The organism is Bordetella tumulicola, assembly GCF_965138755.1.
GTDB lineage: Bacteria > Pseudomonadota > Gammaproteobacteria > Burkholderiales > Burkholderiaceae_B > Bordetella_A > Bordetella_A tumulicola.
The window spans coordinates 24393-48680 of the sequence record NZ_CBCSFP010000006.1 but is presented as its reverse complement, the minus strand read 5'-3'; the positions used below and the strand labels follow the sequence as shown (position 1 = coordinate 48680).

At 60.7% G+C, this 24288-nt stretch carries 23 protein-coding genes, 2 pseudogenes and 1 riboswitch; of the genes and pseudogenes, 9 read left to right on the top strand and 16 right to left on the bottom strand.

Annotated elements, in window-relative coordinates:
* The first annotated feature begins 27 nt into the window (after window positions 1-27).
* The 3 genes from ACNAZS_RS15935 (at window position 28) to ACNAZS_RS15925 (ending at window position 3867) form a co-directional block, all read left to right on the top strand.
* Window positions 28-618, top strand: a complete 591-nt coding sequence (locus ACNAZS_RS15935) for a DUF1007 family protein (protein WP_415791448.1) — start codon at window positions 28-30, stop codon at window positions 616-618.
* On the top strand, window positions 615-1670 hold the full coding sequence (locus tag ACNAZS_RS15930; RefSeq protein WP_415791019.1) for a nickel/cobalt transporter: 1056 nt from the start codon (window positions 615-617) through the stop codon (window positions 1668-1670). Before ACNAZS_RS15935 ends, ACNAZS_RS15930 begins: the two co-directional genes overlap by 4 nt.
* Window positions 1671-1800: 130 nt before the next feature.
* Window positions 1801-3867: a TonB-dependent receptor domain-containing protein gene (locus ACNAZS_RS15925; protein ID WP_415791017.1), complete on the top strand. Its 2067-nt coding sequence runs from the start codon at window positions 1801-1803 to the stop codon at window positions 3865-3867.
* Window positions 3868-3881: 14 nt separating this feature from the next.
* On the opposite strand, the gene xerC is transcribed toward ACNAZS_RS15925, so the two are convergent.
* The 6 genes and pseudogenes from xerC to ACNAZS_RS15895 all read right to left on the bottom strand — a co-directional run bounded on the left by xerC (window position 3882) and on the right by ACNAZS_RS15895 (window position 8363).
* Window positions 3882-4868, bottom strand: a complete 987-nt coding sequence (xerC, locus tag ACNAZS_RS15920; RefSeq protein WP_415791015.1) for a tyrosine recombinase XerC — start codon at window positions 4866-4868, stop codon at window positions 3882-3884.
* A 37-nt stretch (window positions 4869-4905) separates the two neighbouring features.
* On the bottom strand, window positions 4906-5589 hold the full coding sequence (locus tag ACNAZS_RS15915; protein WP_415791013.1) for a DUF484 family protein: 684 nt from the start codon (window positions 5587-5589) through the stop codon (window positions 4906-4908).
* A 14-nt stretch (window positions 5590-5603) separates the two neighbouring features.
* A pseudogene (gene dapF / locus ACNAZS_RS15910) lies at window positions 5604-6407 on the bottom strand (diaminopimelate epimerase); the annotation flags it as partial.
* Window position 6408: 1 nt separating this feature from the next.
* Window positions 6409-6551 (bottom strand): annotated as a pseudogene (locus tag ACNAZS_RS15905) (hypothetical protein); the annotation flags it as partial.
* On the bottom strand, window positions 6547-7437 hold the full coding sequence (locus ACNAZS_RS15900; RefSeq protein ID WP_415791010.1) for a lysophospholipid acyltransferase family protein: 891 nt from the start codon (window positions 7435-7437) through the stop codon (window positions 6547-6549). The pseudogene ACNAZS_RS15905 and the gene ACNAZS_RS15900, both read right to left, overlap by 5 nt.
* Before the next feature lie 5 nt (window positions 7438-7442).
* Window positions 7443-8363: a lysophospholipid acyltransferase family protein gene (locus ACNAZS_RS15895; protein WP_415791008.1), complete on the bottom strand. Its 921-nt coding sequence runs from the start codon at window positions 8361-8363 to the stop codon at window positions 7443-7445.
* Window positions 8364-8649: 286 nt separating this feature from the next.
* On the opposite strand from ACNAZS_RS15895, the gene metK reads away from it, so the two are divergent.
* Window positions 8650-9813: a methionine adenosyltransferase gene (metK, locus tag ACNAZS_RS15890; protein ID WP_415791006.1), complete on the top strand. Its 1164-nt coding sequence runs from the start codon at window positions 8650-8652 to the stop codon at window positions 9811-9813.
* 160 nt (window positions 9814-9973) lie between these two features.
* On the opposite strand, the gene ACNAZS_RS15885 is transcribed toward metK, so the two are convergent.
* From ACNAZS_RS15885 to leuC, 5 genes are all read right to left on the bottom strand, one after another.
* Window positions 9974-10189, bottom strand: a complete 216-nt coding sequence (locus tag ACNAZS_RS15885) for a dodecin (protein ID WP_415791004.1) — start codon at window positions 10187-10189, stop codon at window positions 9974-9976.
* A gap of 253 nt (window positions 10190-10442) precedes the next feature.
* Complete coding sequence (locus tag ACNAZS_RS15880) at window positions 10443-10691, bottom strand: DUF1289 domain-containing protein (protein WP_415791002.1); 249 nt, start codon at window positions 10689-10691, stop codon at window positions 10443-10445.
* 75 nt (window positions 10692-10766) lie between these two features.
* Window positions 10767-11651, bottom strand: coding sequence for an alpha/beta fold hydrolase (locus ACNAZS_RS15875; protein ID WP_415791000.1), 885 nt, complete (start codon window positions 11649-11651; stop codon window positions 10767-10769).
* Between the two features lie 61 nt (window positions 11652-11712).
* Window positions 11713-12366 carry a 3-isopropylmalate dehydratase small subunit gene (gene leuD / locus ACNAZS_RS15870; RefSeq protein WP_415790998.1) on the bottom strand — a complete coding sequence of 218 codons (654 nt, stop codon included), beginning with the start codon at window positions 12364-12366 and terminating at the stop codon, window positions 11713-11715.
* Window positions 12363-13784 carry a 3-isopropylmalate dehydratase large subunit gene (gene leuC / locus ACNAZS_RS15865; RefSeq protein ID WP_415790996.1) on the bottom strand — a complete coding sequence of 474 codons (1422 nt, stop codon included), beginning with the start codon at window positions 13782-13784 and terminating at the stop codon, window positions 12363-12365. Before leuC ends, leuD begins: the two co-directional genes overlap by 4 nt.
* Window positions 13785-13917: 133 nt before the next feature.
* Between leuC and ACNAZS_RS15860 the strand changes: the two genes are divergently transcribed.
* The 5 genes from ACNAZS_RS15860 (at window position 13918) to metF (ending at window position 19116) form a co-directional block, all read left to right on the top strand.
* Complete coding sequence (locus ACNAZS_RS15860) at window positions 13918-14841, top strand: LysR family transcriptional regulator (protein ID WP_415790994.1); 924 nt, start codon at window positions 13918-13920, stop codon at window positions 14839-14841.
* A gap of 116 nt (window positions 14842-14957) precedes the next feature.
* Window positions 14958-16028 (top strand): glycosyltransferase family 4 protein, encoded by a 1071-nt coding sequence (locus ACNAZS_RS15855; RefSeq protein ID WP_415790992.1) that lies wholly within the window; start codon window positions 14958-14960, stop codon window positions 16026-16028.
* 102 nt (window positions 16029-16130) lie between these two features.
* A riboswitch (S-adenosyl-L-homocysteine riboswitch) is annotated at window positions 16131-16254 on the top strand.
* Between the two features lie 106 nt (window positions 16255-16360).
* Window positions 16361-17776 (top strand): adenosylhomocysteinase, encoded by a 1416-nt coding sequence (gene ahcY, locus ACNAZS_RS15850; protein WP_415790990.1) that lies wholly within the window; start codon window positions 16361-16363, stop codon window positions 17774-17776.
* A gap of 122 nt (window positions 17777-17898) precedes the next feature.
* Window positions 17899-18234 carry a phage holin family protein gene (locus ACNAZS_RS15845; RefSeq protein ID WP_415790988.1) on the top strand — a complete coding sequence of 112 codons (336 nt, stop codon included), beginning with the start codon at window positions 17899-17901 and terminating at the stop codon, window positions 18232-18234.
* Between the two features lie 27 nt (window positions 18235-18261).
* Window positions 18262-19116 (top strand): methylenetetrahydrofolate reductase [NAD(P)H], encoded by an 855-nt coding sequence (metF, locus tag ACNAZS_RS15840; protein ID WP_415790986.1) that lies wholly within the window; start codon window positions 18262-18264, stop codon window positions 19114-19116.
* 4 nt (window positions 19117-19120) lie between these two features.
* Here the strand turns inward: metF and ACNAZS_RS15835 are convergent, their stop codons facing one another.
* The 5 genes from ACNAZS_RS15835 to ACNAZS_RS15815 all read right to left on the bottom strand — a co-directional run bounded on the left by ACNAZS_RS15835 (window position 19121) and on the right by ACNAZS_RS15815 (window position 24280).
* On the bottom strand, window positions 19121-19981 hold the full coding sequence (locus ACNAZS_RS15835) for a peptidase (protein WP_415790984.1): 861 nt from the start codon (window positions 19979-19981) through the stop codon (window positions 19121-19123).
* Window positions 19982-20134: 153 nt separating this feature from the next.
* Window positions 20135-20947, bottom strand: coding sequence for a transglutaminase family protein (locus ACNAZS_RS15830; protein ID WP_415790982.1), 813 nt, complete (start codon window positions 20945-20947; stop codon window positions 20135-20137).
* A 22-nt stretch (window positions 20948-20969) separates the two neighbouring features.
* Entirely contained in the window at window positions 20970-21920 is a 951-nt protein-coding gene (locus tag ACNAZS_RS15825; protein ID WP_415790981.1) for an alpha-E domain-containing protein, read from the bottom strand.
* A 2-nt stretch (window positions 21921-21922) separates the two neighbouring features.
* Window positions 21923-23314: a circularly permuted type 2 ATP-grasp protein gene (locus tag ACNAZS_RS15820; RefSeq protein ID WP_415791446.1), complete on the bottom strand. Its 1392-nt coding sequence runs from the start codon at window positions 23312-23314 to the stop codon at window positions 21923-21925.
* A 285-nt stretch (window positions 23315-23599) separates the two neighbouring features.
* Complete coding sequence (locus tag ACNAZS_RS15815; protein ID WP_415790979.1) at window positions 23600-24280, bottom strand: 5-formyltetrahydrofolate cyclo-ligase; 681 nt, start codon at window positions 24278-24280, stop codon at window positions 23600-23602.
* Between the last annotated feature and the right edge of the window lie 8 nt (window positions 24281-24288).

The window sequence follows — 24288 nt, the reverse complement described above, 5'->3', positions numbered from 1 at the left end:
GCATCGACGGTACACGCTCATCCACATATGTGGATCGATGCTCGTGCGCGACTCGCTTTTGATGGGCAGGGCCGTATAACGGCGATTAAGCAAGACTGGAAGTTCGACGAGATGTTCGGTGTCTACACGACTCAAGGCCTGGAAAAAGGTCCCGGTGGCAGTCTGTCGGCTGACACTCTGCAAGGTATGGCGAAAGATTGGATGCAGGCCCTGGGCGAGCCGATTTCGCACTACTTTACGCAAGCCTCTGTGAACGGGCAGCCCTTGACGTTTGCCGAGCCGCGCGACGCCGTGGTTAGTTGGGACACGAAGAGCCAGCGCTTGACCTTGTCATTTACCCTCCCGTTTGCGCAACCTTTGGTGCCCGATAAGCAGGGCGTACAGTTCGATATCTACGATCCGACGTACTTTGTCGCCTATGCCTTTGATGCACCTGGCGCCGTGTCTATGATCGATGCCCCCGAGCATTGCCGCTCGTCCTATCGACCGCCACGCGAACTCGATTGGCAAACGATGCAGCAGTTGGCGAGTATCCCCGCCGAGGCGGAAACCGTGCCTGATGAGCTGTTGGCGATTACCAAAGGTCTGACACATCGAATAGAAGTGACTTGTAAATGAAGCGATTGGCTGTTGCGGTGGTGGCGTTACTGCTGTGGTTGTCCCCCTTGGCTGTATGGTCCCAGGGTGCCCATCCATTCGGCGTACCGGAAAGCGGGGGCGGCTTGGCCGGGCCGGATTGGCTGAGCGCCTTGTTTGCCCAGATAGCCGCGTGGCAATCGCATTTCTATCGACAACTGACGGGGGCCGTGCGTGCCTGGCAGGCCGATGGCGCCGCCGCTTGGGGATTGCTGGGGTTGTCTTTCGCCTATGGAATATTTCACGCATTAGGCCCGGGCCACGGCAAAGCCGTGATCGCCTCGTACGTCCTCGCCAATCGCCAGACCGCTCGTAACGGCGCGGTGTTGGCGCTGTTGGCCGCGCTATTGCAGGCGCTCGTCGCCATCATTCTGGTCGCTATCATGGCCTGGTTATTGAACGCCACCGCGCCAGAGATGAACCGCGCCACGCGTTGGCTGGAAACCGCCTCGTATGCGTTGATCACGCTGCTGGGGGCATGGCTGGTCTGGGCCAAGGCCGTGCGTCCCTGGCTGCGCCGGTCCGGGCGAGATCACGATCACGACCAGGGTTATGACGCCGGGCACGCGCATGACGCCACTCATGATCATCACCATCATCGTGACGCCGGGCACGCGCACGACGCCGCCCATGATCATCATTATCATGACGACTGTGGCTGTGGACATGCGCATGTCCCGCTGGCCGACCAGGTGGCGGGTGCGCTGGACTGGCGCAAAACGGGTTCAGTCGTTCTCGCGATGGGTCTGCGTCCATGCAGCGGTGCATTAATTGTCCTGGTCTTTGCTCTGTCACAAAATTTCTTCGCCGCGGGTATCGCCGCTGCCTTGGCGATGGGGCTGGGTACCGGACTGACTGTCGCGGCGTTAGCCGTGTTCGCCGTCGCGGCCGGGGGTGCCGCCACGCGTCTGAGTGCATACGCCAGCGCCATCTGGATGACCCGCGTTCGTATCGCCATCGAGGCCGTCGCCGCACTGCTTATTTTGTTGCTCGGCTTGCTGTTGCTCGGCGGGCAATTCAGCGGCGGAGCGTGACGGTCGGCGTCACTGAAGCACCCTTAATCCGTTCATCATCATTTTTTGTCTGGATTTTGTCTGCGAACAGTATTGATATGTTATATCATCCTGAAATTATTGGAATGTTATAACATCATTGGAAAGGGAAATGATACTTAAACCCCAGCCGCTGGCCTTCGCTTTGTCACTGGCGCTAGCCCCCGCCGTGCAGGCGCAACCTGCGCAAATCCCCGGCGAATTCGAAGAGAATGCCCCGACATTGGCGCCTATCACGGTCTCGGCCAATCCTCTCGGCCTAGATCTCGACAGCATGGCCTTGCCGGCATTGGTGCTGGATGGCAACGCGCTGATTGAACGCCGTCAAGGCACGCTGGGCGATACGTTGAACGGGTTGCTGGGGGTTCATTCGGATACGTTTGGCGGTGGCGCCAGTCGCCCGGTCATCCGTGGTCAGACTGCGCCACGCGTCAAGGTGTTGTCGGATGGTTCCGAATTAATGGATGCTTCCTCTATTTCGCCTGACCACGCGGTGACCACCGAGCCGCTGCTGGCACGGAAAATCGAAGTCCTGCGCGGTCCGTCTACGCTGTTGTATGGCGGCGGCGCGATTGGGGGTGTCGTCAACGTTCTGGACAATCGCATTCCCACGGCGATCCCCGAAAGAGGTGTCGAGGCCGAGGCAGAGATTCGTGGCGCGACCGGGACCAATGAGCGCGCCGGTGCGGTGAGTATCACCGCAGGGACCGGGCAGTTTGCTGTCCATGTCGAAGGCATGAAGCGTCGTACGGATGATTACGATGTTCCTGACTGGACCAGTGATACGTTAGCCGGTTCGTATAGCGAATCTTCGCAAGGTAGCGTGGGTTTGTCGTGGGTGACGCCGCGTGGTTACGTTGGGGTGGCGTTTACGTATCTGGACAGCAAATACGGACTGCCTGGCCATAATCACGAGTACGAGGGCTGCCATCCGCATGGCTCGCATCTGCATTGCGGCAGCCATGACGATCACGATCATGGGGATCACGACGAGCATGATCATGATCACGGTGAAGAAGACCCGCCTTACGTCAAACTGCGCAGCCAGCGCGTTGATGTGCGTGCCGAATACACCGAGCCGTTTGCTGGTTTCGAGAAAATCCGTTTCCGCGGCGGCCTGACCGATTACCAGCATCAGGAAATCGAAGGCGGAGAAGTCGGTACCACCTTTAAAAATCGAGGTTATGACGCGCGTCTGGAGCTGGAGCACAAGCCCCTTTATGGTTGGCGGGGGGTGATCGGTTTACAGAACGCATTCAGCGACTTTAGCGCCGAGGGCGAAGAGGCTTTCTTGCCTCGCAGCGATACGCAATCGACCGGTATTTTTTTGCTGGAAGAGTATCGCCTGGACGATTGGCGTTTTGAACTCGGCGCACGTCAGGATTGGCAGCGTATCTCGCCAGAAGGTGATAACCCGCGTTCGAGCCAGTCGGGCACGTCGCTGTCGGCCGCGGCGATTTGGGAATTTGCGCCGCAGTATTCCGTCGCCCTGTCCTTGTCGCGTTCGCAACGCTTGCCGACGGCCCAGGAGCTCTATGCCGATGGTGTGCATCTGGCAACGAATACCTACGAAATCGGTAATGCAGATTTGAATAAGGAAACGTCGCAGAATATCGATCTGACGTTGCGCAAATATGAGGGTGATACGACGTTCAGCCTGAGCGCATTTCACAATCGCGTCAAGAACTACATCTACGCCAATACGCTTGATCAGTATGAAGATTTTCGTTTGATCGAGTATGCACAGCACGATGCGGAATTCACAGGTATCGAGGGTGAGGTGAGTCACCAGTTCAACAAAGTGTTTTCGGCAGGCGTGTTTGGTGACTATGTGCGTGGCAAGCTGACCGGGGGCGACGGTAATTTGCCGCGTATCCCGGCCGCGCGGGCGGGCGTGCGCGCCAACGTCAACTGGCACAAGTGGTCGGGTGGCGTAGAGTACGCCCATGTGTTCCGTCAAAACGATATCGCGTCGTATGAGTCGACTACGGCGGGTTACGACATGCTCAATGCCGTGGTGAGCTATCGCGATGCGCTAGGCTCGGATGCCGCCTATGAGATTTATCTGCGTGGCACAAACTTGCTGAACGAGTTGGCGTATAACCACGCGTCGTTCATCTCGACGGCGGCGCCGCTGGCGGGCCGTAGTGTGTTGCTGGGCGTGCGGGTGACCTACTGATCGTCGTGCCAAGCCTATGACTTGCGTCCGGCTCTCGGGTGGGCTTGATCGTAGGCTTTGGCCAGGTGCTGGAAATCCAGCCGGGTGTAGATCTGCGTGGTGGAGATGTTGGCGTGGCCCAGTAGCTCTTGCACGGCGCGCAGGTCCTGCGCGGATTGCAAGACATGGCTGGCGAAACTATGGCGCAGCACATGGGGGTGGACATGTGCGGGCAGGCCGGCGGCTTGGGCGAACCTAGCTAATTGTGTTTGTACGACACGAGGGGAGATGCGCCGCCCGCGGGTCCCGACGAACAGGGCGTTGGCATCCGTAGCCGCGGCATTTGTCGCCGCGAGCTGAGGCCGAACGTCGATCCAGCGTTGCAGCGCGGTCAGCGCGGCCTTGCCTACCGGGACACTGCGGCGTTTGCCGCCTTTGCCCAGGACGACGACTTCGGCTTCGTCGCGGTTTATCCAACTGGAGGATTCGTAGTCGGCGGTACGTGTGTAGTGCAGATCGAGTCCGACCAGTTCAGACAGTCGCAGGCCGCTGGAATACAGCAGTTCAAACATGGCCAGATCGCGCAGGCCCGCCGGCTCGGTGGACAATTGGGCGGGGGCGTGATCCAGCAGCGCCTGGGCGTGCTCGACAGAGAGGGCTTTGGGAAGGCCGCGAGGCGCTTTGGGGGCGCGTACGCCCGCAACGGGGTTACCTGCCAGCCCCGCAGTGGGGGCCCACCATTGATAAAAGCCGCGCCAGGCGGCTAATGTGCGTGCCAGGCTACGTGCGCCCAGGCCCTGCGCGTGCAGGCGCGCGGCGAACTGTCGAATGTGTGCCTGGTTGGCTTGCTCGAGTGGCAGGTCGGCAGCGTGTGCCAGCGTGACCAGTTGGCGCAGGTCGCGCCGATAAGCGTCCAGCGTATGTGCCGAGTAGCGCCGGTGGGCCTGTAAATGCTGTAGCCAGGCATCCAGGGGTGCGGGCAAGGCGGTGGGCGGGGTAGCGGGGGCAATTGAACGGGTCATTGTCGACAGGAGTCCGTTTTAGGCCACCCGCTGTGGATCAGGCCTGATCCTGAGGCGTAGGCACATGCAGGCGATGCAGTGTCGCCGATGCCAGACGACCGATGGATTCGAGAAATACCGTGCCCATTTCCGGGTTGAATCGCGTGGGGTCGTCTGACCCCAACACGAGCAGACCGACGCTAGGCTGATCGGGTTCCAGACGTAGCGGAATCAACGCGAGGGATTGCGGTTTGGCGTCCAGCCAGCTGACGGCTTCGAACTCGGTGTCGGGGCCGCAATACGGGGCTTTCAGGCTATCGGTAAAGGTGCGCACGTCTTGTGAGACGGGTTCGCCATAGCCCGTGGGTGGCTGCCCGGCGAGATTCCAGAGGCGCAGGGCGACGTGATTCAGATCAAATTGCTCGGCTAGGCCCAGTGTGATTTCGCCAGGCAGATGTTGCTGCTCGGTTTCCCCCAGCAGGCGGCTGCACCATTGCAAGACATGGGAGCCGATGGTTTCGTTCGAGTCGGCGTGGTTGAGGAGCTCGTTCAGCCGCCATTCGAGCTCGCGCACGCGCTCGCGCAGCGTGAGAATTTGCCGTTCGGCCAGCGAAATGGCCCGCGTACCATGCGGATGGGGCACTTGCAGGGTGGCGAAAATCTCCGCGTGTTCGTCGAAGAACGCAGGGTTGTTTTGCAGGAAATCCGCGATGTCCTGAGCAGTGAAAGCAGTATCGGTCATGTAGGCGTAGCGGGCTATCGGCCAAGGGCCATGGAAAAAACCAGTTTGTCGATATCGACCTGGCCGTTATAGACGGAGGTGGCGGGGCCGGTCATGCGCAGGCGCTCGCCGTTCCAGTCGACGCAGAGGATGCCTCCGCGTGCATGAACGTGCACGGGCGACGCTAATAGGCCGCGGCGGATCCCGGCGGCGACGGCAGCGCAAGCGCCTGTCCCGCAGGCCAGCGTTTCGCCGGCACCGCGCTCATAGACGCGCAGCCGGATCGTCTGGCGGTCAACGACTTGCATAAAGCCGACGTTCACGCGTCGGGCAAAGCGCGGGTGGTGCTCAATCAGTGGTCCGAGGATTTCTACTGGCGCCGTGTCCACGTCGTCGACTTGCTGGACCGCGTGCGGGTTGGAAATCGCCACGGCGGAGACGTGCACGCTATCTGGCAGTCCGGCGGGGGTGTTGGGCAAGTCCAAATGCCACAGCGTGTCATCGCCTTGACGGTGCGAGGCCAGGCCGGCGGTGTCAAACGGCAGGGCGGCGGGATCAAAGCGGGTGCAGCCCATGTCGACGGTGACTTGCTCGTCATCGCCTTCGTCCAGGATCAGGATCCCGGTCGCGATTTCGGCGCGCAGCGGATTGCGATCGGACAGGCGCTGTTCGTGCACAAAGCGTACGAAACAGCGCGCGCCGTTGCCGCAGTGCTCGACCTCGGAGCCGTCGGCATTGAAAATGCGATAACGAAAATCCGCGTCGGCGTGCGTGGAGGGCTCGACCACGAGGATTTGATCGGCGCCGATGCCGAAATGCCGATCGGCGAGCGCGCGCGCNCGCTCCGGCGTCATCGTGATGGACTGGCGTACGCCGTCCAGCACGACAAAGTCATTGCCCGCGCCATGCATTTTGGTGAATTTCCACATCATGGCCTGATTATCGCGCATTACGTGGATGGCGTGGCGCCGATCAGGATTAATAGAACTTGGCCTCGCCCAAGGGGCGAGTTTTGAAGCGCCGGTGGACCCAGTAGTACTGACTGGGGCAGCGTCGCACCCAGCTTTCGATGTCGCGGTTCAGGCGGGCGGTGGCGTCCTCAAGAGAACCCTCGCCGGGAAAATCGTCCAAGGGGGGCAGGACATCGACATGATAGCGGCCCGTCGCGGGGTCCCAAAAATCGATGATCGGCATGACCGCCGCATCCCATTTGCGGGCCAGTTGGGCGGTGGCTACGAGGGTCGCGGCGGGCACGCCAAAAAAGGGCACGAATATCGCGCCGTTGCGACCAAAGTCCATATCGGGTAGGTAATAGACGGGGCGGGGGGCGCGCAGGTGGCGGATCAACTCACGCACGCCGTCTTTGCGATTGACCAGGAACACTTCGTTGAAACGGCCGCGGCCATCACGCACGATGGTGTCGACTGCCGGATCACTTTGTGGGGTGTACATGGTGGCGCTGCTGGGCAGTTCCAGCGTGAGTCGCGTTGCGGCCGCATCCAGCGCCACAAAGTGCGGGGCCAGCAGGATGACGCGCCGGCCTTCGGCAATCAGGGCGTTGATGCGGTCGGCGCCCTTGATCGTCACCAGCTCGCAGATCGCCTCGGGCGTGCCGTACCACAGTACGCCGCGGTCGACGATGGTCTGGGCGAGTGCGCGAAAGTGCGCTCGCATCATCGTCTCTCGCTCCCGCTCGGACAGGTCGGGGAAGCACAGTTGCAGGTTGATGCGTACGATGCGTGCGCGCGAACGAGCCAGTTTGCAGGTCAGCCAGCCGAGCGTCGCGCCGATGCGCTGACGGTTGGCGGGGCGTATGCGGCCGAACCACGCAAACAAGCCATTCAGGGCGCGCAGCTTGAGGTCATTCATGTGCGTCAGGTATGCGCATCGGATTCAGAGGAGGTAGGCGCGGCGCCCCGATCAGATGTCGGGGCATCGGGCATGGGTGGAATGGGGGGGGCGTCGTGTGGGGTTTTGTAGCGGTTGTAGCTCCACAAATATTGGTGTGGGGCCAAGCGGATCAGCTTTTCCATGGAGGCGTTGAACAAAGCAGCCTGGGCCTGCGAATCCGTCGGAAGGGGTTCGGGTACGCGCGAGAAATGGACCCGCCAACCGCGTCCGCGTGGCAGGCGTTCGCCCGCTACTACGATGACCGCGACCTTGGTTTGTGCAGCCAGCTTGCCCGGCATGGTCATGGTGTACGCCATGCGTCCGAAAAATGGTGCCCAGACGCCTTCGCCTTCGCCTGGCGCCTGGTCAGGCAACATTCCGACACACTCTCCGCGACGCAGGGAGCGCACGAATTCGCGTACGCCCTGCATAGTTGCGGGCACGGCCTTGAGGCCCAGTGCGTTGCGCGCCTCGGCCAGCAGCGGGGCGAAAGCCGGCGTGCGGGGAGGGCGAAACATGATGGTCATCGGTGTTTGCTGAATGGCCGCTACGTAGCGTGGGGTAATTTCAAAGCACCCCAGGTGAGGTGTCAGAAACAGGATGCCCCGGTCCGGGTTTTCGGCCAAGGTGGCTTCGACGACATGAAAACTGTCGGAGGTCGTCTTGGCCAGGCTTTCCGCGCTACGGAACCAGACCTTGGGCATTTCCATGATCATGGCACCCGTCTCGGCCGCTGCGCGGCGAGCAAACGCGGGGTCGGGATAACCGGCCTGCGCGGCGTTTGCTTGCAAACGTTGCCGGTAGCGGCCCGGGAAGGCATAGACCAGGCGGCCCAGCAAACGCCCTACCGCATGTAAAAGCGGCAGGGGTAGCAGGGCAATGGCGCGAAACAAGGCAAGCAGCATGCGGGTCGGGGCCTGTATAGCACCGCGGGAGCTGCGGTGCGGACCATTGGGAATTAGCGTATGAATTTATGCAATAAGCATGAACCCTGCATTTTCGCCTAAAATGACATTTGTCGCCGAGTTAACCGACAACTTGCGGGGCGACGCCTGTGATGTGTAAGCATCCCGGGCAAAATCCGCTAAAGCGTCGCGCCCAGATTGTCATTAATGACAGGTTTTGATCCGGGGCGCTACGCGCCTCGTTAACCCTGTGTACCGGTTTTGCCGGTCTCGTGAGGACATATCCGTGGCCAGTAACGATTTTCTCTTTACCTCTGAATCCGTCTCCGAAGGACATCCGGACAAGGTCGCCGACCAGATTTCCGATTCCATCCTGGACGCCATTTTTACTCAAGATCCCAATGCCCGCGTTGCCGCGGAGACACTGTGCAACACCGGACTCGTGGTGTTGGCCGGTGAAATCACCACGACTGCCAACGTCGACTATATCCAGGTGGCGCGCGATACGATCCGTCGCATTGGCTACGACAATACCGACTACGGTATCGACTACAAGGGCTGCGCGGTGCTGGTGGCCTATGACAAGCAATCGCCGGACATCGCTCAGGGGGTCGATCGCACGTCGGAAGACTATCTGAACCAGGGCGCGGGCGACCAAGGCCTGATGTTTGGCTACGCCTGCGACGAAACCCCGGACTTGATGCCGGCGCCGATCTGGTATGCACACCGCTTGGTGCAACGCCAGAGCGAGCTGCGCAAGGACGGCCGCCTGCCGTGGTTGCGTCCTGACGCCAAGTCGCAAGTGACGTTCCGCTATGTGGATGGCCGCCCGGTCGAGGTCGATACGGTGGTGCTGTCGACCCAGCACGCACCTGAGATCTCGCAAACCGAGATCAAAGAAGCCGTCGTCGAAGAAATCATCAAGCCCAGCTTCCCGCAAGGGCTGATCACGTCCAATACGAAATTCCTGGTCAACCCCACGGGCCGCTTCGTGATTGGTGGTCCGCAGGGCGATTGCGGTCTGACCGGTCGCAAGATCATTGTCGACACCTACGGTGGCGCATGCCCGCACGGCGGCGGCGCGTTCTCGGGTAAAGATCCTTCCAAGGTCGACCGTTCGGCGGCCTATGCGGCACGCTATGTCGCCAAGAACATCGTGGCGGCAGGCTTGGCGCGTCAATGCCAGGTGCAGGTCAGCTATGCCATCGGTGTGGCCGAGCCCATCAACATTACGGTGTATACCGAGGGCACAGGCGTGATCCCGGACGACCAGATCGCACAACTCGTGCGGGAGCACTTCGATCTGCGTCCCAAGGGCATCGTCAATATGCTCGACCTGCTGCGTCCGATCTATGCCAAGACTGCAGCCTATGGCCACTTTGGCCGGGCCGAGCCCGAGTTCTCGTGGGAAGCCACCGACAAGGCACAGGACCTGAAGAAGAGCGTCTGACGTCTTGCGTTGAAAAAACCCAGAGGCTTGTCCACATGGACTGTGGACAAGCCTCTTAACAGTTAGACAACAAGTCAGAAAAAACCTTACGCGACAATCACTTGGCGAAGGTGCTCAAGAATTGCTCCGATGTGCGCGCCAGCCGCTGCGCACCGCAGAATCACTCATTGCCCTCCAGTCGCATCCCGATCTTCAATCCGACCTGCCAGTGCGCGACCTTGCCGTCCTTGATGTGGCCACGGATCTGGGTGACTTCGAACCAATCCAGATTGCGCAGGGTCCCGGACGCGCGCTCGATGGCTTGGCTGATCGCATCATCAGAAGATTTGGTGGATGAGCCCACCAATTCGATTTGCTTATAGACATGATTCGACATAGCTCGTCTCCGCTAAGGGGGGTGAGTCGTGAATCGTCGGTCCGCTGGCCCTGTTCCGGGCGCTTACGCGCCGGCAATCCATTCGAACACTCAGGATACTCCCAAAGCGTTAGAGTGGGGTTACGAGTTCCGCCGCGCGGACGCGAGCGGCGAACAAGCGGGCCGCAAGCGCGCAGCACCACGCCGCCCATTGAGTGTGGGGCGGCCGTGCGAGTAGAAGCCGTGTTGCTATCCGGGTCGGCGGAGTCGCTTTTTACCCTTTGCGCCGGGGGTAGCCCTGGGCGCGGATGCGGTGCCACACGATTTGTTTTTCTTCTTCGGTCATAAAGACCCAGTTCGAGACTTCCATGGCGGTACGGCCGCAGCCGCGGCAGATCTCGTCAAAAAGCGTCGAGCACACTGCGACGCACGGAGAATCGGTCGCCACAAAGGCGTTCTGCGACGTCTTGGCGTCGTTGGTGTCGGGCGTGTCGCCGTCGGGGGTGGCTCGGGTGTTGCTCATCCTACGGAGCTTAGCATTCGCAGTGCGTCCCCTTTTGCAAGGCCCTGACGGAAGGTCGGATAAGTGCGGGTCCCGCTACTCGAACAGTTGCCGCGCTTCTTGCAAGACGAGTTCGGGGATTTCCTCGGCCAGATAGTGTGCTCCCGGCAAGGCCCGACCGGCCACATCGTCGCTGATTGAGCGCCATAGTGCCAAGACGTCGAAATTCTGTCCGACAGCGCCCCGTTCACCCCAGAACACGCGTAGGGGCATGCGCAGGCGCTCCCCCCGGTCGCGCCCCTCGCGATCGTGCTCCAAATCGATGGTGGCGGCTGCCCGATAGTCTTCGCAGACGCCGGTGGCCCAGCCGGGCAAACGGGCGCAGCGCTCGTATTCGGCCAAGGCTTCTGGCGCAAACAGCGCCAGGCCGCCCGGTCTGCCGCCCATGAGCGAGCGTACGTAAAACACCGGGTCATGTTCGATCATGGTCTCGGGCATCGGTGCTCGCTGGATCAGCCAGAACCAGTGATAGTAGGCCTGCGCAAAGGCGCGCGTCGTGTTGTCGTACATGTCTAGCGTGGGGGCGATGTCCAATAACATCATGCGTTGCACACGCTCGGCATAGTCCAGCCCCAGGCGATGCGCCACGCGAGCGCCCCGATCATGCGCCAGTACGTCAAAGCGATCAAAGCCCAGTGTTGTCATGAGCTCTGCCATATCGCGCGCCATCTCGCGTTTTGAATACGCGGCGTGATCGGATGACGCCGCGGGCTTGTCGCTATCGCCATAACCGCGCAGGTCTGCGGCGATGCAGGTGTGGCTGCGCGTCAGCTCGGGCCAAAGGCGATGCCAGATGACGTGGGTCTGCGGATGACCGTGCAACAGCAGTAAGGGTGGGCCGTCGCCTTGTACGCGAGCGGCAATGCGCAGGCTATTCACCGTAAAGGTCTGGATAGGCAGATCAAAGAGTGTGTCAGTCACGGTTGTTCCTTGCTTGTTGTCTATGCACGACGCTTTGCCATCCGTCCGGGTGGCGAAAGAGTTACGGTACTGTATTTAATCGGGTGCGCACACGTTGCGCGACGTCTTTCATCCAGGGATGTTGCGCCCAATGTTGCGTTTCATACTGCGCGATTTCGTCGAGTTGCTGCAACGAGGCGCTTACCATGTCTTGTCCTTGCGCAAACATCTGGCGATGTCTTGCAGACAGTGCAAACGTCGCCGTCCAGCCGTCCGCCGCGCGTACCTGTCCCGCCAATATATCGATCTCGAGTTCATGGCTTGCGACATTGGCGACCCGTTTGAGTAAGGCATCCACCCGATCGCCGGGTAGCGCGACCAGCAGCAGACCGTTATTGAGTGCATTAAAAAAGAAGATCTCGCCAAAGCTCGGCGCGATGATGACGCGAATACCAAATTGCTGTAGCCCCCAGACGGCATGCTCGCGACTGGAGCCGCAGCCGAAGTTCGGGCCTGCCACCAAGATGGACGTCTTGCCCTGATACGCGGGCTGATTCAGCACGAATTCGGGGCGCGGGGCGCCGGTTTCGTCGAAGCGCAAATCGTAGAGCAGGCCCTGGTCCAGACCGGCTTTATCGACGATGCGCAGGAACTGCTTGGGCATGATCTGGTCGGTATCCAGATTACTGAATGGCAGGGGCGCCGCGACCCCTTTGATGACTGAGGATGGGCTCATGTTGTTTGCTCCAATGTGCGCGCGTCAACGATGTGGCCGGTCAATGCCGCCGCGGCAGCCATGGCGGGACTCATTAAATGGGTCCGGCCGCCGCGACCCTGTCGCCCTTCGAAATTGCGGTTCGTGGTGGATGCGCAGCGTTCGCCAGGGCGCAGCATGTCATCGTTCATCGCCAGGCACATCGAGCAACCCGGTTGGCGCCATTCGAAGCCGGCTTCGATCAGTTGTGCGGCAATACCTTCGGCCTCGGCCTGTGCACGCACGGCGCCGGACCCCGGTACGATCATTGCGCGTACGCCGGGCGCAACCTTGCGGTCGTGTGCGATGGACGCCACGACACGCAGGTCTTCGATGCGGCCGTTCGTACAGGAGCCAATAAAGACGCGATCAATAGGCACGCCGGCGATCGGGGTGCCAGGCGTCAAGCCGATATAGTCGATTGCCTTGCGCAGCGCGATACGTGCGAGTGTGTCGGGTTCGGCATCCGGGTCTGGCACCGTGCCTGTTACGGGCATAGCTTGATCGGGGCTGGTGCCCCACGTCACGAATGGCGAAATGGATGCCGCATCGAAGACGTGCTCGACGTCGAATCGTGCGTCGGCGTCCGAATACAAGGTGTGCCAATGTGCGCGCGCGAGATCCAAGTCGGCGCCATGGAGTTGCGGTGCGCGTGCTTCGACATAACGATAGGTCGTGTCATCAGGCGCGATCAATGCGGCGCGAGCACCTGCCTCGACCGTCATGTTGCACAAGGTCATGCGGGCTTCGGCCGACAGCGCGTCAATTGCCTGGCCACTGTATTGCACCGCGTAGCCGCGTGCCCCCTGCGCGCCGAGTCGATACACCACATAGATGACGAGATCTTTGGCAGACACACCGGCGGGCAATGTACCGTCGATGCGGATATGCATGTTTTTCGCGAGACGATAGACCAGTGTCTGCGTGGCAAGGATGTGTTCGACCTCGGAAGTACCGATACCAAAACCCAGCGCGCCCAGTGCGCCATAGGTCGTTGTATGGCTGTCGCCACACAGCACCACCATGCCAGGCAGAATCATGCCGTGCTCGGGTGCGATCACATGCTCAATCCCTTGCAAGGGATCTGTCGTGTCGAATAGTGCAATGCCCTGCTCGTCGCAGTTGCGTTTAAGGTTGCGGGCTTGCAGCGAGGACGCGGGATCTTGAATCACCCGGGATGCCGCGGGCGTCGCATGCGTCGGAATGACATGGTCAACCACCGCCATTTGCTGACCAGGCCGCAGTACCTTGCGTCCACGCGCAGCCAATCCGCTGAATGCCTGGGGACTGGTGTATTCGTTCATGATGTGCAAGTCCACATAGAGCAATATGTGCTCGTCATCAATGCGGGCGACTGTGTGGCCAGCGACCAGCTTGTCGTACAAAGTCATAGGAGCCATGGTTAGCGATTCCTTAATCGGGCTGGGTTTTTTTGATGTGTATAACCAGTGTATAAGCCAAGTTTGTTCTTATAATTAATGAATAAATAAAGTTTTATTTAAATTAATTTAATAATATCGGTGCAAATAATCCATGAATGCGGTCTCCGACTTGGCGTTTTTTTCGCTGTTGGTCAAGCACGGCAACTTGTCGGCGGCCGCTCGCGAGCTCGGGCTGACGCCGCCGGCGGTGAGTACTCGCCTGGCCAATCTTGAACGCAGGCTGGGCGTACGGCTGCTGAATCGGACGACACGACGCGTCACGGTCACGCATGAAGGCGAGCTGTATCTAGCCGAAGGGAGTCGCATCCTGGCCGACCTGGAGGCACTGGAGCGCAATATCGCGAGCGGCCGGGCACAGCCGCGCGGATTGCTGCGGTTGAATGCGACGTTCGGCTTTGGCCGCGCCCATATCGTGCCGGCCGTGTCGGATTTTTCACGACAGTTTCCCGACGTCGAAGTGCAGATGCGCCTGACCGATCGCCCCGTCAATTTGCTGGACGAAGGCTTTGATGTCGCCGTGCGGTTTGGTGAAATCCCGGATGCGCGGCTCACGGCGCGCAAGTTCGCCTCGAATCGACGTCTGCTGTGCGCGTCACCGCGCTATTTGCAGGCATATGGCGAGCCACGGACGCCGGGCGAGCTGCAGCGTCATCGTTGCATTGTCGTGCGTGAGAATGACGTCGCTTATGGCACCTGGCATCTGCGCAGTGGACAACGCGTGGAAACCGTCAAAGTGCGGGGGACACTGAGTTCCAACGATGGTGAAAGTGCGCTAGAGTGGGCACTAGATGGTCACGGCATCGTGATGCGATCCGAGTGGGAGACCGCCGCCTATATCAGGTCCGGCCGCTTGCGAGCGATCCTGCCGGATTGGCGTACGCCGCCCGCTGATATTCACGCCCTGTACCCCGAGCGCCTGAATCTGCCCGCCAAGACGGTAGCGTTCGTGGATTTCCTGGTGCAACGATTTGCCGCTCACGTGCGGCCACCCGGCAGCGATCAGGACGTCTGGTAGGGCGCGGACATTGGCGATGTGCCGGCCTTGTCCTATGCCTGTCACATTTCTGTCTTTGACGCGTCATATTTTGCAGGCTAAATCGCGTCATCGCTATTTTCGCGCCGGGGTTGCCCATGCGTATTGTTTTAGTTACTGACGCCTGGCCTCCGCAGGTCAATGGGGTGGTGCGTACGTGGACCACTATGCAGCGCTTGTTGACCCAATGGGGTCATGAGCTGATCGTTGTGAACCCTACCGGCGCGCCTTCGATACCGGCGCCTTCCGAGCCAGAGCTACGTTTGTGCCTGACTCCAGGTCGACAACTGCGTCGTATCCTGGGCGACACTGTGCCCGATGCACTGCACATCGCGACCGAGGGGCCGCTGGGCCTGGCGGCGCGCAAGATGGCGTTGCGCAAAGGGTGGCGGTTCACGACGTCGTTTCATACGTTGTTTCCCGATTATCTGCAGGCCCGCATGGGGATTCCGGCATCGTTGCCGTGGCGGTATATGCGCTGGTTTCATCGGCCCTCTGCCTGCGTGCTGGTGCCTACGCCCACGGTGCGTGACATCGTGGCGGCTCGGGATCTGAAAAATCTGCGCGTGTGGTCACGCGGCGTGGATGCTTCGCACTTTCGTCCGGTTCGACGTGATGCATTTGCTGACTTGCCTCATCCCATTTTTCTGAGCGTGGGCCGAGTAGCCCGAGAGAAAAATCTGGATGCTTTTTTGTCGCTGGATTTGCCGGGCAGCAAGGTCGTCGTGGGAGCCGGGCCGGACGAGGCGCGATTGCGCAAGGCCCATCCGACCGCGCATTTCATGGGCATGCAGCCGGATGATAAGTTGCCCGCGCTTTATTCGGCGGCCGATGTCTTTGTCTTTCCCAGCCTGACCGATACGTTTGGCCTGGTGATGCTGGAGGCCATGGCTTGCGGCACGCCAGTGGCGGCGTTTCATACCGAGGCGCCTTTGGCCGTTATTGATGCGGGCGCGACGGGTTTTGTGAACAATGATCTGGCGATGGCCTGCCGACAGGCGCTGGAGCTGGATCGCAATGGGGTACGCGAGGGCGCATTGAAGCGTACTTGGGAGAAGATCGCTCACGATCTGCTCCAGGCGTTGGTGCCGTTGACTCCCGCAGGTGCGGCCGATTGGCCGATCCATGCGAATTCGGTTGACACCGCGTCGATGCCCATACGGACGTAATTCGGGCAGGCGCGGGGAGGGGGCCGGATTCACGACATCGACAGCCGTTCGTGTCTCGCGGGCGTTGTTGCACAGTTTGTCTCAACCAGTACAATTCAGTTCAGTCCTGAGGAGCGCTGCGACGATCCCCGGTTTGCCCCCTGGCGGGGTGGCCAGGCGGGTTGCCAGGCTCAGGATTCTTACCAGGCGTCGCTTCGGCGGCGTCCAGCAACGGCGCTCACCTTTGTCGCGGCAGGCGGTAAAGGCGGGCGCCTTTCTCATGAATGAGTGTTCCGTACGACCGTCTGTGACGCACATCGTTGTTGATACGTCGTTGATTACAGGAGCACACCATGAATACCGTTACTGACCAAGCCACCGATTACCACGTTGCCGATATTTCGTTGGCGGGATGGGGTCGGCGCGAGCTGGCTATTGCCGAAACCGAAATGCCAGGCCTGATGGCGATTCGTGAAGAGTTCGCCGCCAGCCAGCCGCTCAAGGGCGCGCGCATCGCCGGCAGCCTGCATATGACCATCCAGACCGGCGTGCTGATCGAGACGCTGGTAGCGCTGGGCGCCGAAGTGCGCTGGGCTTCATGCAACATTTTCTCTACCCAGGATCATGCCGCCGCCGCGATTGCCGTGACCGGCACTCCGGTGTTCGCCGTCAAGGGCGAAACGCTGCAAGAGTACTGGCAATATACGCACCGCATTTTCGAATGGCCCGAAGGTCGCCATGCCAACATGATTCTGGATGACGGTGGCGACGCGACGCTGCTGCTGCATCTGGGGGCACGCGCCGAGCAGGATGCATCGGTGCTGGGCAAGCCGGGCAGCGAAGAAGAGCGCGTGCTGTTTGCCGCGATCAAAGAAACGTTGGTGCGCGATCCCAAGTGGTATTCCACGCGCTTGGCGGAAATCAAGGGCGTGACCGAAGAAACCACCACCGGTGTCCATCGCCTGTATCAGATGTCGCAAAAGGGCGAGCTGGCGTTCGCCGCGATCAACGTCAACGACTCGGTGACCAAGTCAAAATTTGACAATCTGTATGGCTGCCGCGAATCGCTGGTCGACGGCATCAAGCGTGCCACTGACGTGATGGTGGCGGGCAAGGTCGCTGTCGTGGCGGGTTACGGCGACGTGGGCAAGGGATGCGCCCAGGCGCTGGCGGCATTGCGCGCCCAGGTCTGGGTGACCGAGGTCGATCCGATCTGCGCGCTGCAGGCGTCCATGGAGGGCTTTAAAGTCGTCACCATGGAAGAAGCCGCGCCGCTGGCCGACATTTTTGTGACGGCGACAGGCAACTACCACGTCATCACGCGCGCGCATATGGATGCGATGAAAGACCAGGCCATCGTGTGCAATATCGGTCACTTTGATAACGAAATCGATGTGGCGTCGGTCGAAGATTGCGAGTGGGAAGAAATCAAGCCGCAGGTGGATCACGTGGTGTTCCCGGACGGCAAGCGCATCATTCTGCTGGCCCAGGGCCGCCTGGTGAACCTGGGTTGCGCCACGGGCCATCCGTCGTTCGTGATGTCGTCGTCGTTTGCGAACCAGACGATCGCCCAGATCGAATTGTTTACCCGCAACGACGTCTACGAGCGCGGCCAAGTGTATGTGTTGCCCAAGCAACTCGACGAGAAGGTCGCGCGTTTGCACCTGAAGAAACTGAACGTGAAACTGACCACATTGCGTCAGGATCAGGCCGATTACATCAACGTGCCGGTCGAGGGTCCCTACAAGTCCGAACACTATCGTTATTGATCCTGTAGTACAACAGGGCGGTGCTTAGGCTTGCGTACCGGCCGGTACGCAAGCCTGCCTTGCCGCCGTGTGTTGAGCATGGTTATTTTCGCCTGGATGGGCGTGTTTCCGGAGAGACCACAATGACTTTAATTCTCGTTTGGCTGTTGAATGCAGTTGCCTTGTTGATTGTGGCTTATCTGCTGCCCGGCATTACGGTGGTTGGGTTCGGCTCGGCCTTGATTGCTGCATTGGTGCTTGGCTTGTTGAACATGCTGGTCAAACCCGTGTTGATCCTGCTGACGCTGCCTATCACCATTGTCACGTTGGGCTTGTTCCTGTTGGTGCTTAACGCCTTGATGTTTTGGCTGGCGGGCTCGATTTTGCGCGGCTTCCAGGTCAATGGATTTTGGTGGGCCGTGGGCGGCGCCATTTTGTACAGCATTATTTCCGCGCTGCTTTCGCGACTGATTGCTTGATCCTGATTCCCTGTTTTTGATTCCCTGATGACCGTACCTTCTACCGTGGCCCTGAGCCTCGAGTTTTTCCCTCCGCGCGATATCGCCGCCCAAGAGCGGTTGGTACGCGCGGCCAAGCAGTTGCTGGCGACGCATCCGCGCTACGTCAGTGTGACGTTCGGCGCGGGCGGCTCGACGCGTACCGGCACTGCCGACACGGTGCGCATGCTGCAAAACCTGGGGTGTGATGCGGCGCCGCACCTGTCCTGCATCGGGGCGACGCGCGATAGTCTGCGCGAGATCCTGACTGCGTACCGCGAGCAGGGGATTCGTCGCCTGGTGGCGTTGCGGGGCGACTTGCCGTCGGGGATGGGTGGCGATGCCGGTGAGCTGCGCTACGCGGCAGACCTGGTGGCGTTTATCCGCCAGGAAACCGGCGACGCGTTTCACATCGAGGTCGCGGCCTATCCCGAGATGCATCCGCAAGCCTCCAGCCCGCACGCGGACCTGAACCACTTTGTGGCCAAGGTCAACGCGGGAGCGAACTCGGCGATTACGCAGTATTTCTTTAACTCTGACGCGTATTTTGATTTCGTGGATCGCGCCCAGAGCAAAGGCGTCACGATCCCGATCGTGCCGGGCATTATGCCGATCACTAACCACACCCAGTTGGTACGGTTTTCGGAAATGTGCGGCGCCGAGATTCCGCGCTGGATACGTTTGCGTCTCGCCGAGTTTGGCGATGACAAGGCGTCGATCCGGGCATTCGGCGCGGATGTCGTGAGCGAACTCTGCCAGACGCTGCTCGATAACGGCGCGCCGGGCCTGCATTTTTATACGCTGAATCAGGCCGAGGCGCCGTTGGCGATCTGGCGCGAACTGGATCTGGGGACCGGGTCTTAAGTCCTTAAGACGTCTGCGTTTTGCCCGGATCTTGGGCGACGATCTGCAGAGGGGTGGGCCCAGGCTCATTCCCCCCCGGGGTGAGCCGGTGCGGCTGATGCAGGCGGCCGGCCGCGGCCAACGAGTCCGATGCTTCGGCCTCGGTCCAGATCGGGTCGGCGATCTCGGTAAATACCTGACGCAAGCGTTCGCCCCAAGTACGGCGGATCATGTGAAAGTATTCGTTGTCTTCGTCGATATGCGTGAAGTGCGTCACGCGCAGCGCGCCCGTTTCGTATACCAGTAGATCCAGCGGCAGGCCAACTGAAATGTTTGACCGCAAGGTTGAGTCCATGGAGATCAACGCGCACTTGGCGGCTTCGTCCAGTGGCGTGTCGGGACGCAAGACGCGGTCCAGAATGGGCTTGCCGTATTTGGCCTCGCCAATCTGCACATAAGGGCAGTCGTCGCTGGTTTCGATGAAGTTGCCAGCTGAATACACCTGGAACAAGCGGCAGCGTTCCGTGCCGATCTGGCCGCCAAAAATCAGATTGATGTTGAAGTCGACGCCATGCTCGCTGAGGGCTTCGGCATCGCGTTCGTGAACGCGGCGTACGGCTTCGCCGACACGGCGCGCGGCCTCGTACATGTCGGGTACCGACCACAGCGAATCCGGGCTGTCGCTATCGAGCTGCGCCAGCAGATTGACGACGGCTTGGCTGATGGCCAGGTTGCCGGACGTAAGCAGCACCATGACACGGTCGCCAGGCCGCTCAAAGACATTAAGCTTGCGGGCGATACTGACCTGATCGACGCCCGCGTTGGTGCGAGAGTCGGAGAGAAAAACCAAGCCTGAATTCAGGCGGGCGGCGACACAGTAAGTCATGGTGATTCGGTGAATAACAGCTGGCGTATTGTAGGGGCAGATGCGTCAGCGTGTGAGAGCGTCCGAGGCATTGTTCTGCCCCCAATTAATTTTCTTGTCGGAACGGCACGGCTCCTAGGTGTTTGTCGGCTGAGCGAGTGTTTTTCGCCCTGATTACTGTTGGGAGTGTTGCGGGGCCGTCTGGACTTGCACCGAGACGGTGAGTGATTCTTCTCCGCCGCCATGGCGTACCCCTCGCACGGGCGCGGCCGAATCATAGTCCCGTGCGACGGCCAGCCGGCAATGGCAATCCGAGGCGAACTGGCGGTTGGTGATATCCAGACTGGTCCAACCCGTTCCGTCCAGCCAGACGTCGGCCCACGCATGGCTGGCGGCGTGTTCCGCTTCGGTATACAGGTAGCCGCTGACGTAGCGGGCCGGCACGCCCAGGTCGCGCACGCAGGCCAGGAACAGGTGGGCATGATCCTGGCATACGCCATGGCCCAGCGCCAGGACCTGGTCTGCTGCCGTGGTCACGTCGGTAGTGCCGGGCTCGTAGGCGACGCGGTCGCAGATGGCGCCGGCCAGCGCCAGCGCGTCAGCCGGCGTGTGCAGCCCTTGGGGGACGGCGCTATGGACGAAATCGCGGATCGTGCCGTTGGCCTGCGTCAATGGGGTGGGAACACAATAGGCATGGATGGGGAGGCGATTGTCTTCCGGGCGTAGTCGGCCATCGGGCAGCGTATCGATCTCGACCTGGCCCGTCACGCGTAATTCGATGCTGTCGTGTGGGGTCGGCAGGGTCAACATGTGAGTAATGTTGCCGTAGGCATCGACCTGTTGCTCCAGCGCGCCCGGCGCGTCGATGCGCCAGCGCAGGGTACGTTGATGATCGTCGTGGCGAGGGGTCAGGCGCAGGGCCTGGATGCTATAGCTGACTGGCGCCGTATAACGGTATTGGGTCACGTGTCGGATAAGGTGTTTCATGCGTTTCTCCGTGCGTGCGGCGTTACGCCACCAGCGGCACCAGGAAATCTTGGCTGATCCGGTTACCCAGGTCGTTGATGCGCTCCAGGAAGCGTTCCAGGTAGCGGTGCAGGCCGCTGTGCAGAATGTCTTCGACGCGGCCATAGCGCAACTCGGCGTACAACATGCCGGCGCGGCGCTCTGTCTCGGCGGAGCGCTGGTTGGCCACGCGCGCCAAGTCTTCGGTCAGGGCTTGCACCGACGCCACGAGCGAGCGCGGCATATCGGGACGCAGAATCAATAGTTCAGCTACCCGGTCCGATGTGATGACGTCCCGATAGACCTTGCGGTAGATTTCCAGGCCCGATACTGAACTCAGCAGTGATGCCCAGCGATAGAACTCGCTGGTGCGCGCCACGATATCCTCGTGTTCTTCGTGCTCTTCGTGAAATTTCACATCCAGCAAACGCGCCGTGTTGTCGGCACGTTCCACGTGCATGCCCAGGCGCAGAAAGTGCAGTGCCTCGTCGTCCAGCATGGTGCCGATGGTGACGCCACGCGCCAGATGGGCGCGGAACTTGACCCACTCGAAGAACTCGCCGGGATTGCGTTCGGGCAGATGGGTTTGCAGATGCTTTTGCAGTTCTAGCCAGGTCGTGTTGTAGGTTTCCCATACCTCGGTGGTCAGACTGCCACGCACCGCACGGGCGTTTTCGCGGGCGGCGCGCAGGCAGGCGTAGATAGACGATTCGTTGGTCGGCTCGCGTACGAGGTAATGCAGCACGTCCAATGCAGTGACGGCCGGAAACCGGGCGTCGTAGTCGTGCTGCAATTCCGAGATACGCAGTACGGCGCGCCACAGGCTGTCGTGGGCACTGGCGTCCTGCGGCATCAACGACATTTGCAGATTGACGTCCAGCATGCGGGCAGTGTTTTCCGCTCGTTCAATGTAGCGGCACATCCAGAATAAGTTGTCGGCGGTACGGCTCAGCATGATTATTCTCCCAGTACCCAAGTGTCTTTGGTGCCACCACCTTGACTGCTGTTGACAATCAGCGAGCCTTCGGCAAGTGCGACGCGGCACAGGCCGCCCGGCACGGTGCGAATCTTTTTTCCGCAAAGCACATAGGGGCGCAGATCCACGTGTCGCGGGGCGACGCCTGACTGAACGTAGGTAGGGATGGTCGATAAGGCCAGTGTGGGCTGGGCAATGTAGTTGCCTGGTCGGCTGCGCACGCGTTCCTTAAAGGCCTGCACTTGCGCGCGGGTCGAGGTCGGCCCGACTAGCATGCCGTATCCGCCCGCGCCGTGTACTTCTTTGACGACCAGTTCGTGCATATGGGCCAGTACGTGCGAGAGCTCGTCCGGCCGCGAGCAGCGCCAGGTGGGTACGTTGGACAGGATGGGCTCTTCCCGGAGATAAAAGCGGATCATGTCGGGCACGTACTGGTATGTGGACTTGTCATCGGCAATGCCGGTGCCGATGGCATTGGCCAGGGTGACTCGCCCGGCCCGATAAACAGATAGCAGGCCGGGGATACCCAGTGCGGAGTCGGCGCGAAACGATAGGGGATCCAGAAAATCGTCGTCGACGCGCCGGTAGATCACATCGACCTTGCGCGGACCGCGCGTGGTGCGCATGTAGACCGTGTTTTTATCGACAAACAAATCCTGGCCTTCGACCAGTTCTACGCCCATCTGCTGCGCCAGGAAGGCATGCTCAAAGTACGCCGAGTTGTACATGCCGGGCGTGAGCACGACGACCGTGGGCGAGTCGCTGCTCTGCGGGGCGACTTCGCGCAGGTTGTCGAGCAACAGATCGGGATAGTGGGCGACGGGTTCTACTTTGAGGCTACCGAATGCCTCGGGCATCAGTCGCATCGACATTTTGCGGTTTTCGAGCATGTAGGACACGCCCGACGGGACACGCAGGTTGTCCTCCAGCACGTAGAACTCGCCGGCCCCGGCGCGCACGATGTCTATGCCCGCAATGTGGCAATAAATGTCTTCGGCGACGTCCACGTCCTGCATTTCAGGGCGGTACTGTGCGTTCAGAAATACTTGTTCCGCCGGTATCACGCCCGCGCGCACGATGTCGTGGCCGTGGTAGATGTCGCGGATGAACATGTTTAATGCGCGCACACGCTGTGTCAGTCCGGCGGATAGGTGTCGCCATTCATCGGCGGGAATGATGCGGGGAACCAGATCGAACGGAATCAATCGTTCGGTGCCGGCCTCGTCGCCGGCGACAGAGAACGTGATACCTACGCGGCGAAACGTCACGTCCGCTTCGATTTGCCGCACGGCCATGGCGTCCGCGGGCTCGTTCGATAGCCATTGCGAAAACGCCCCGTAGTGGGGGCGCACCTGGCCCTTGGCGTCGACCATTTCGTCATATGCCGTTGACGAGGCGGGTGATGCTGGGTGCATAGGCTCCTCCGGTATCCCGTCCGAGCCTGCCGCGTGATCCGGATGGAGCCTGCGGCCCGGACGGGGCGCGGGTCCGCGCGCCGTTAGCAAATTATATGAAGCAACCCCCGTGCCAAGTCTGATCTCGCGTGGGCGCTGGTTCGTTTGTAGCAGAGGAGGACGCGAGCCGTAAGAGGGTTGCCCCTAGGCATCAGGCAGGCATCGCCCTGGTGCATGCACCAGGGTGGGGCCGTTGTGTGTGCGTCAGCGCAGTACGAATGAACCGACCACACCGCCCGATGGTGCGCTGGGGCCGAGCAGGGGAGGCTCGGGGATCCAGCCATCGGGCGTCAGGATGGCGTCCAGTCGCTGGTCGTGCGGGGCGGGTTGATAGCCGTTCTCTAGCAAGCCTTCGTTCCAGGCGATGCCGATGGTCGTGAAGTCGTGGCCCGTCTGGCGCAGATCCGCCAGGGTACGGTCGTAATAGCCGCCTCCATAACCGACGCGGTCGGCCTGATCGGTATAACCCAACGTGGGTACCAAAATGACATCGGGCCGCAGTACAGGCCGATCAGCCAAGGGCTCTTGTACCTGATAGGGGCCCGCCTCCAGAGTGTCGCCCGGTGTCCAGGCCCGGAACTCTAGCGGAGCATCGGCAGCGCGAATGGCAGGCAGGGCCAGGGCAACGCCGGCCTGTGCCCATTGGTTGAGCAGCGGCCGCAGGTCAGGTTCGTGCGTCAGAGGCCAGAATGCCGCGACCGTGGCGGGCGCGGTGGCGCCGCGTTTGGTAGCCTGTTCGCGCACGGCGTTCAGCCAGGTGAATAGGCGCCCGCGTATTAACAATCCCCCACGGCTGCGTTGGGCATCGGGAATTTCGTTTCGGGCCTGGCGTAATCGCGTACGTAACGCGATTAAGTTATTCTGTTCAGTATTTTGAATGTTCATGCGGGTCG

Coding starts and splice junctions, on each gene's coding strand:
- ACNAZS_RS15935 (WP_415791448.1), top strand. CDS start 28: ATGTGGATCGATGCTCGTGCGCGACTCGCTTTTGATGGGCAGGGCCGT.
- ACNAZS_RS15930 (WP_415791019.1), top strand. CDS start 615: ATGAAGCGATTGGCTGTTGCGGTGGTGGCGTTACTGCTGTGGTTGTCC.
- ACNAZS_RS15925 (WP_415791017.1), top strand. CDS start 1,801: ATGATACTTAAACCCCAGCCGCTGGCCTTCGCTTTGTCACTGGCGCTA.
- xerC (WP_415791015.1), bottom strand. CDS start 4,868: ATGACCCGTTCAATTGCCCCCGCTACCCCGCCCACCGCCTTGCCCGCA.
- ACNAZS_RS15915 (WP_415791013.1), bottom strand. CDS start 5,589: ATGACCGATACTGCTTTCACTGCTCAGGACATCGCGGATTTCCTGCAA.
- ACNAZS_RS15900 (WP_415791010.1), bottom strand. CDS start 7,437: ATGAATGACCTCAAGCTGCGCGCCCTGAATGGCTTGTTTGCGTGGTTC.
- ACNAZS_RS15895 (WP_415791008.1), bottom strand. CDS start 8,363: ATGCTGCTTGCCTTGTTTCGCGCCATTGCCCTGCTACCCCTGCCGCTT.
- ACNAZS_RS15885 (WP_415791004.1), bottom strand. CDS start 10,189: ATGTCGAATCATGTCTATAAGCAAATCGAATTGGTGGGCTCATCCACC.
- ACNAZS_RS15880 (WP_415791002.1), bottom strand. CDS start 10,691: ATGAGCAACACCCGAGCCACCCCCGACGGCGACACGCCCGACACCAAC.
- leuD (WP_415790998.1), bottom strand. CDS start 12,366: ATGAGCCCATCCTCAGTCATCAAAGGGGTCGCGGCGCCCCTGCCATTC.
- leuC (WP_415790996.1), bottom strand. CDS start 13,784: ATGGCTCCTATGACTTTGTACGACAAGCTGGTCGCTGGCCACACAGTC.
- ACNAZS_RS15860 (WP_415790994.1), top strand. CDS start 13,918: ATGAATGCGGTCTCCGACTTGGCGTTTTTTTCGCTGTTGGTCAAGCAC.
- ACNAZS_RS15855 (WP_415790992.1), top strand. CDS start 14,958: ATGCGTATTGTTTTAGTTACTGACGCCTGGCCTCCGCAGGTCAATGGG.
- ahcY (WP_415790990.1), top strand. CDS start 16,361: ATGAATACCGTTACTGACCAAGCCACCGATTACCACGTTGCCGATATT.
- ACNAZS_RS15845 (WP_415790988.1), top strand. CDS start 17,899: ATGACTTTAATTCTCGTTTGGCTGTTGAATGCAGTTGCCTTGTTGATT.
- metF (WP_415790986.1), top strand. CDS start 18,262: ATGACCGTACCTTCTACCGTGGCCCTGAGCCTCGAGTTTTTCCCTCCG.
- ACNAZS_RS15835 (WP_415790984.1), bottom strand. CDS start 19,981: ATGACTTACTGTGTCGCCGCCCGCCTGAATTCAGGCTTGGTTTTTCTC.
- ACNAZS_RS15830 (WP_415790982.1), bottom strand. CDS start 20,947: ATGAAACACCTTATCCGACACGTGACCCAATACCGTTATACGGCGCCA.
- ACNAZS_RS15825 (WP_415790981.1), bottom strand. CDS start 21,920: ATGCTGAGCCGTACCGCCGACAACTTATTCTGGATGTGCCGCTACATT.
- ACNAZS_RS15820 (WP_415791446.1), bottom strand. CDS start 23,314: ATGGTCGACGCCAAGGGCCAGGTGCGCCCCCACTACGGGGCGTTTTCG.
- ACNAZS_RS15815 (WP_415790979.1), bottom strand. CDS start 24,280: ATGAACATTCAAAATACTGAACAGAATAACTTAATCGCGTTACGTACG.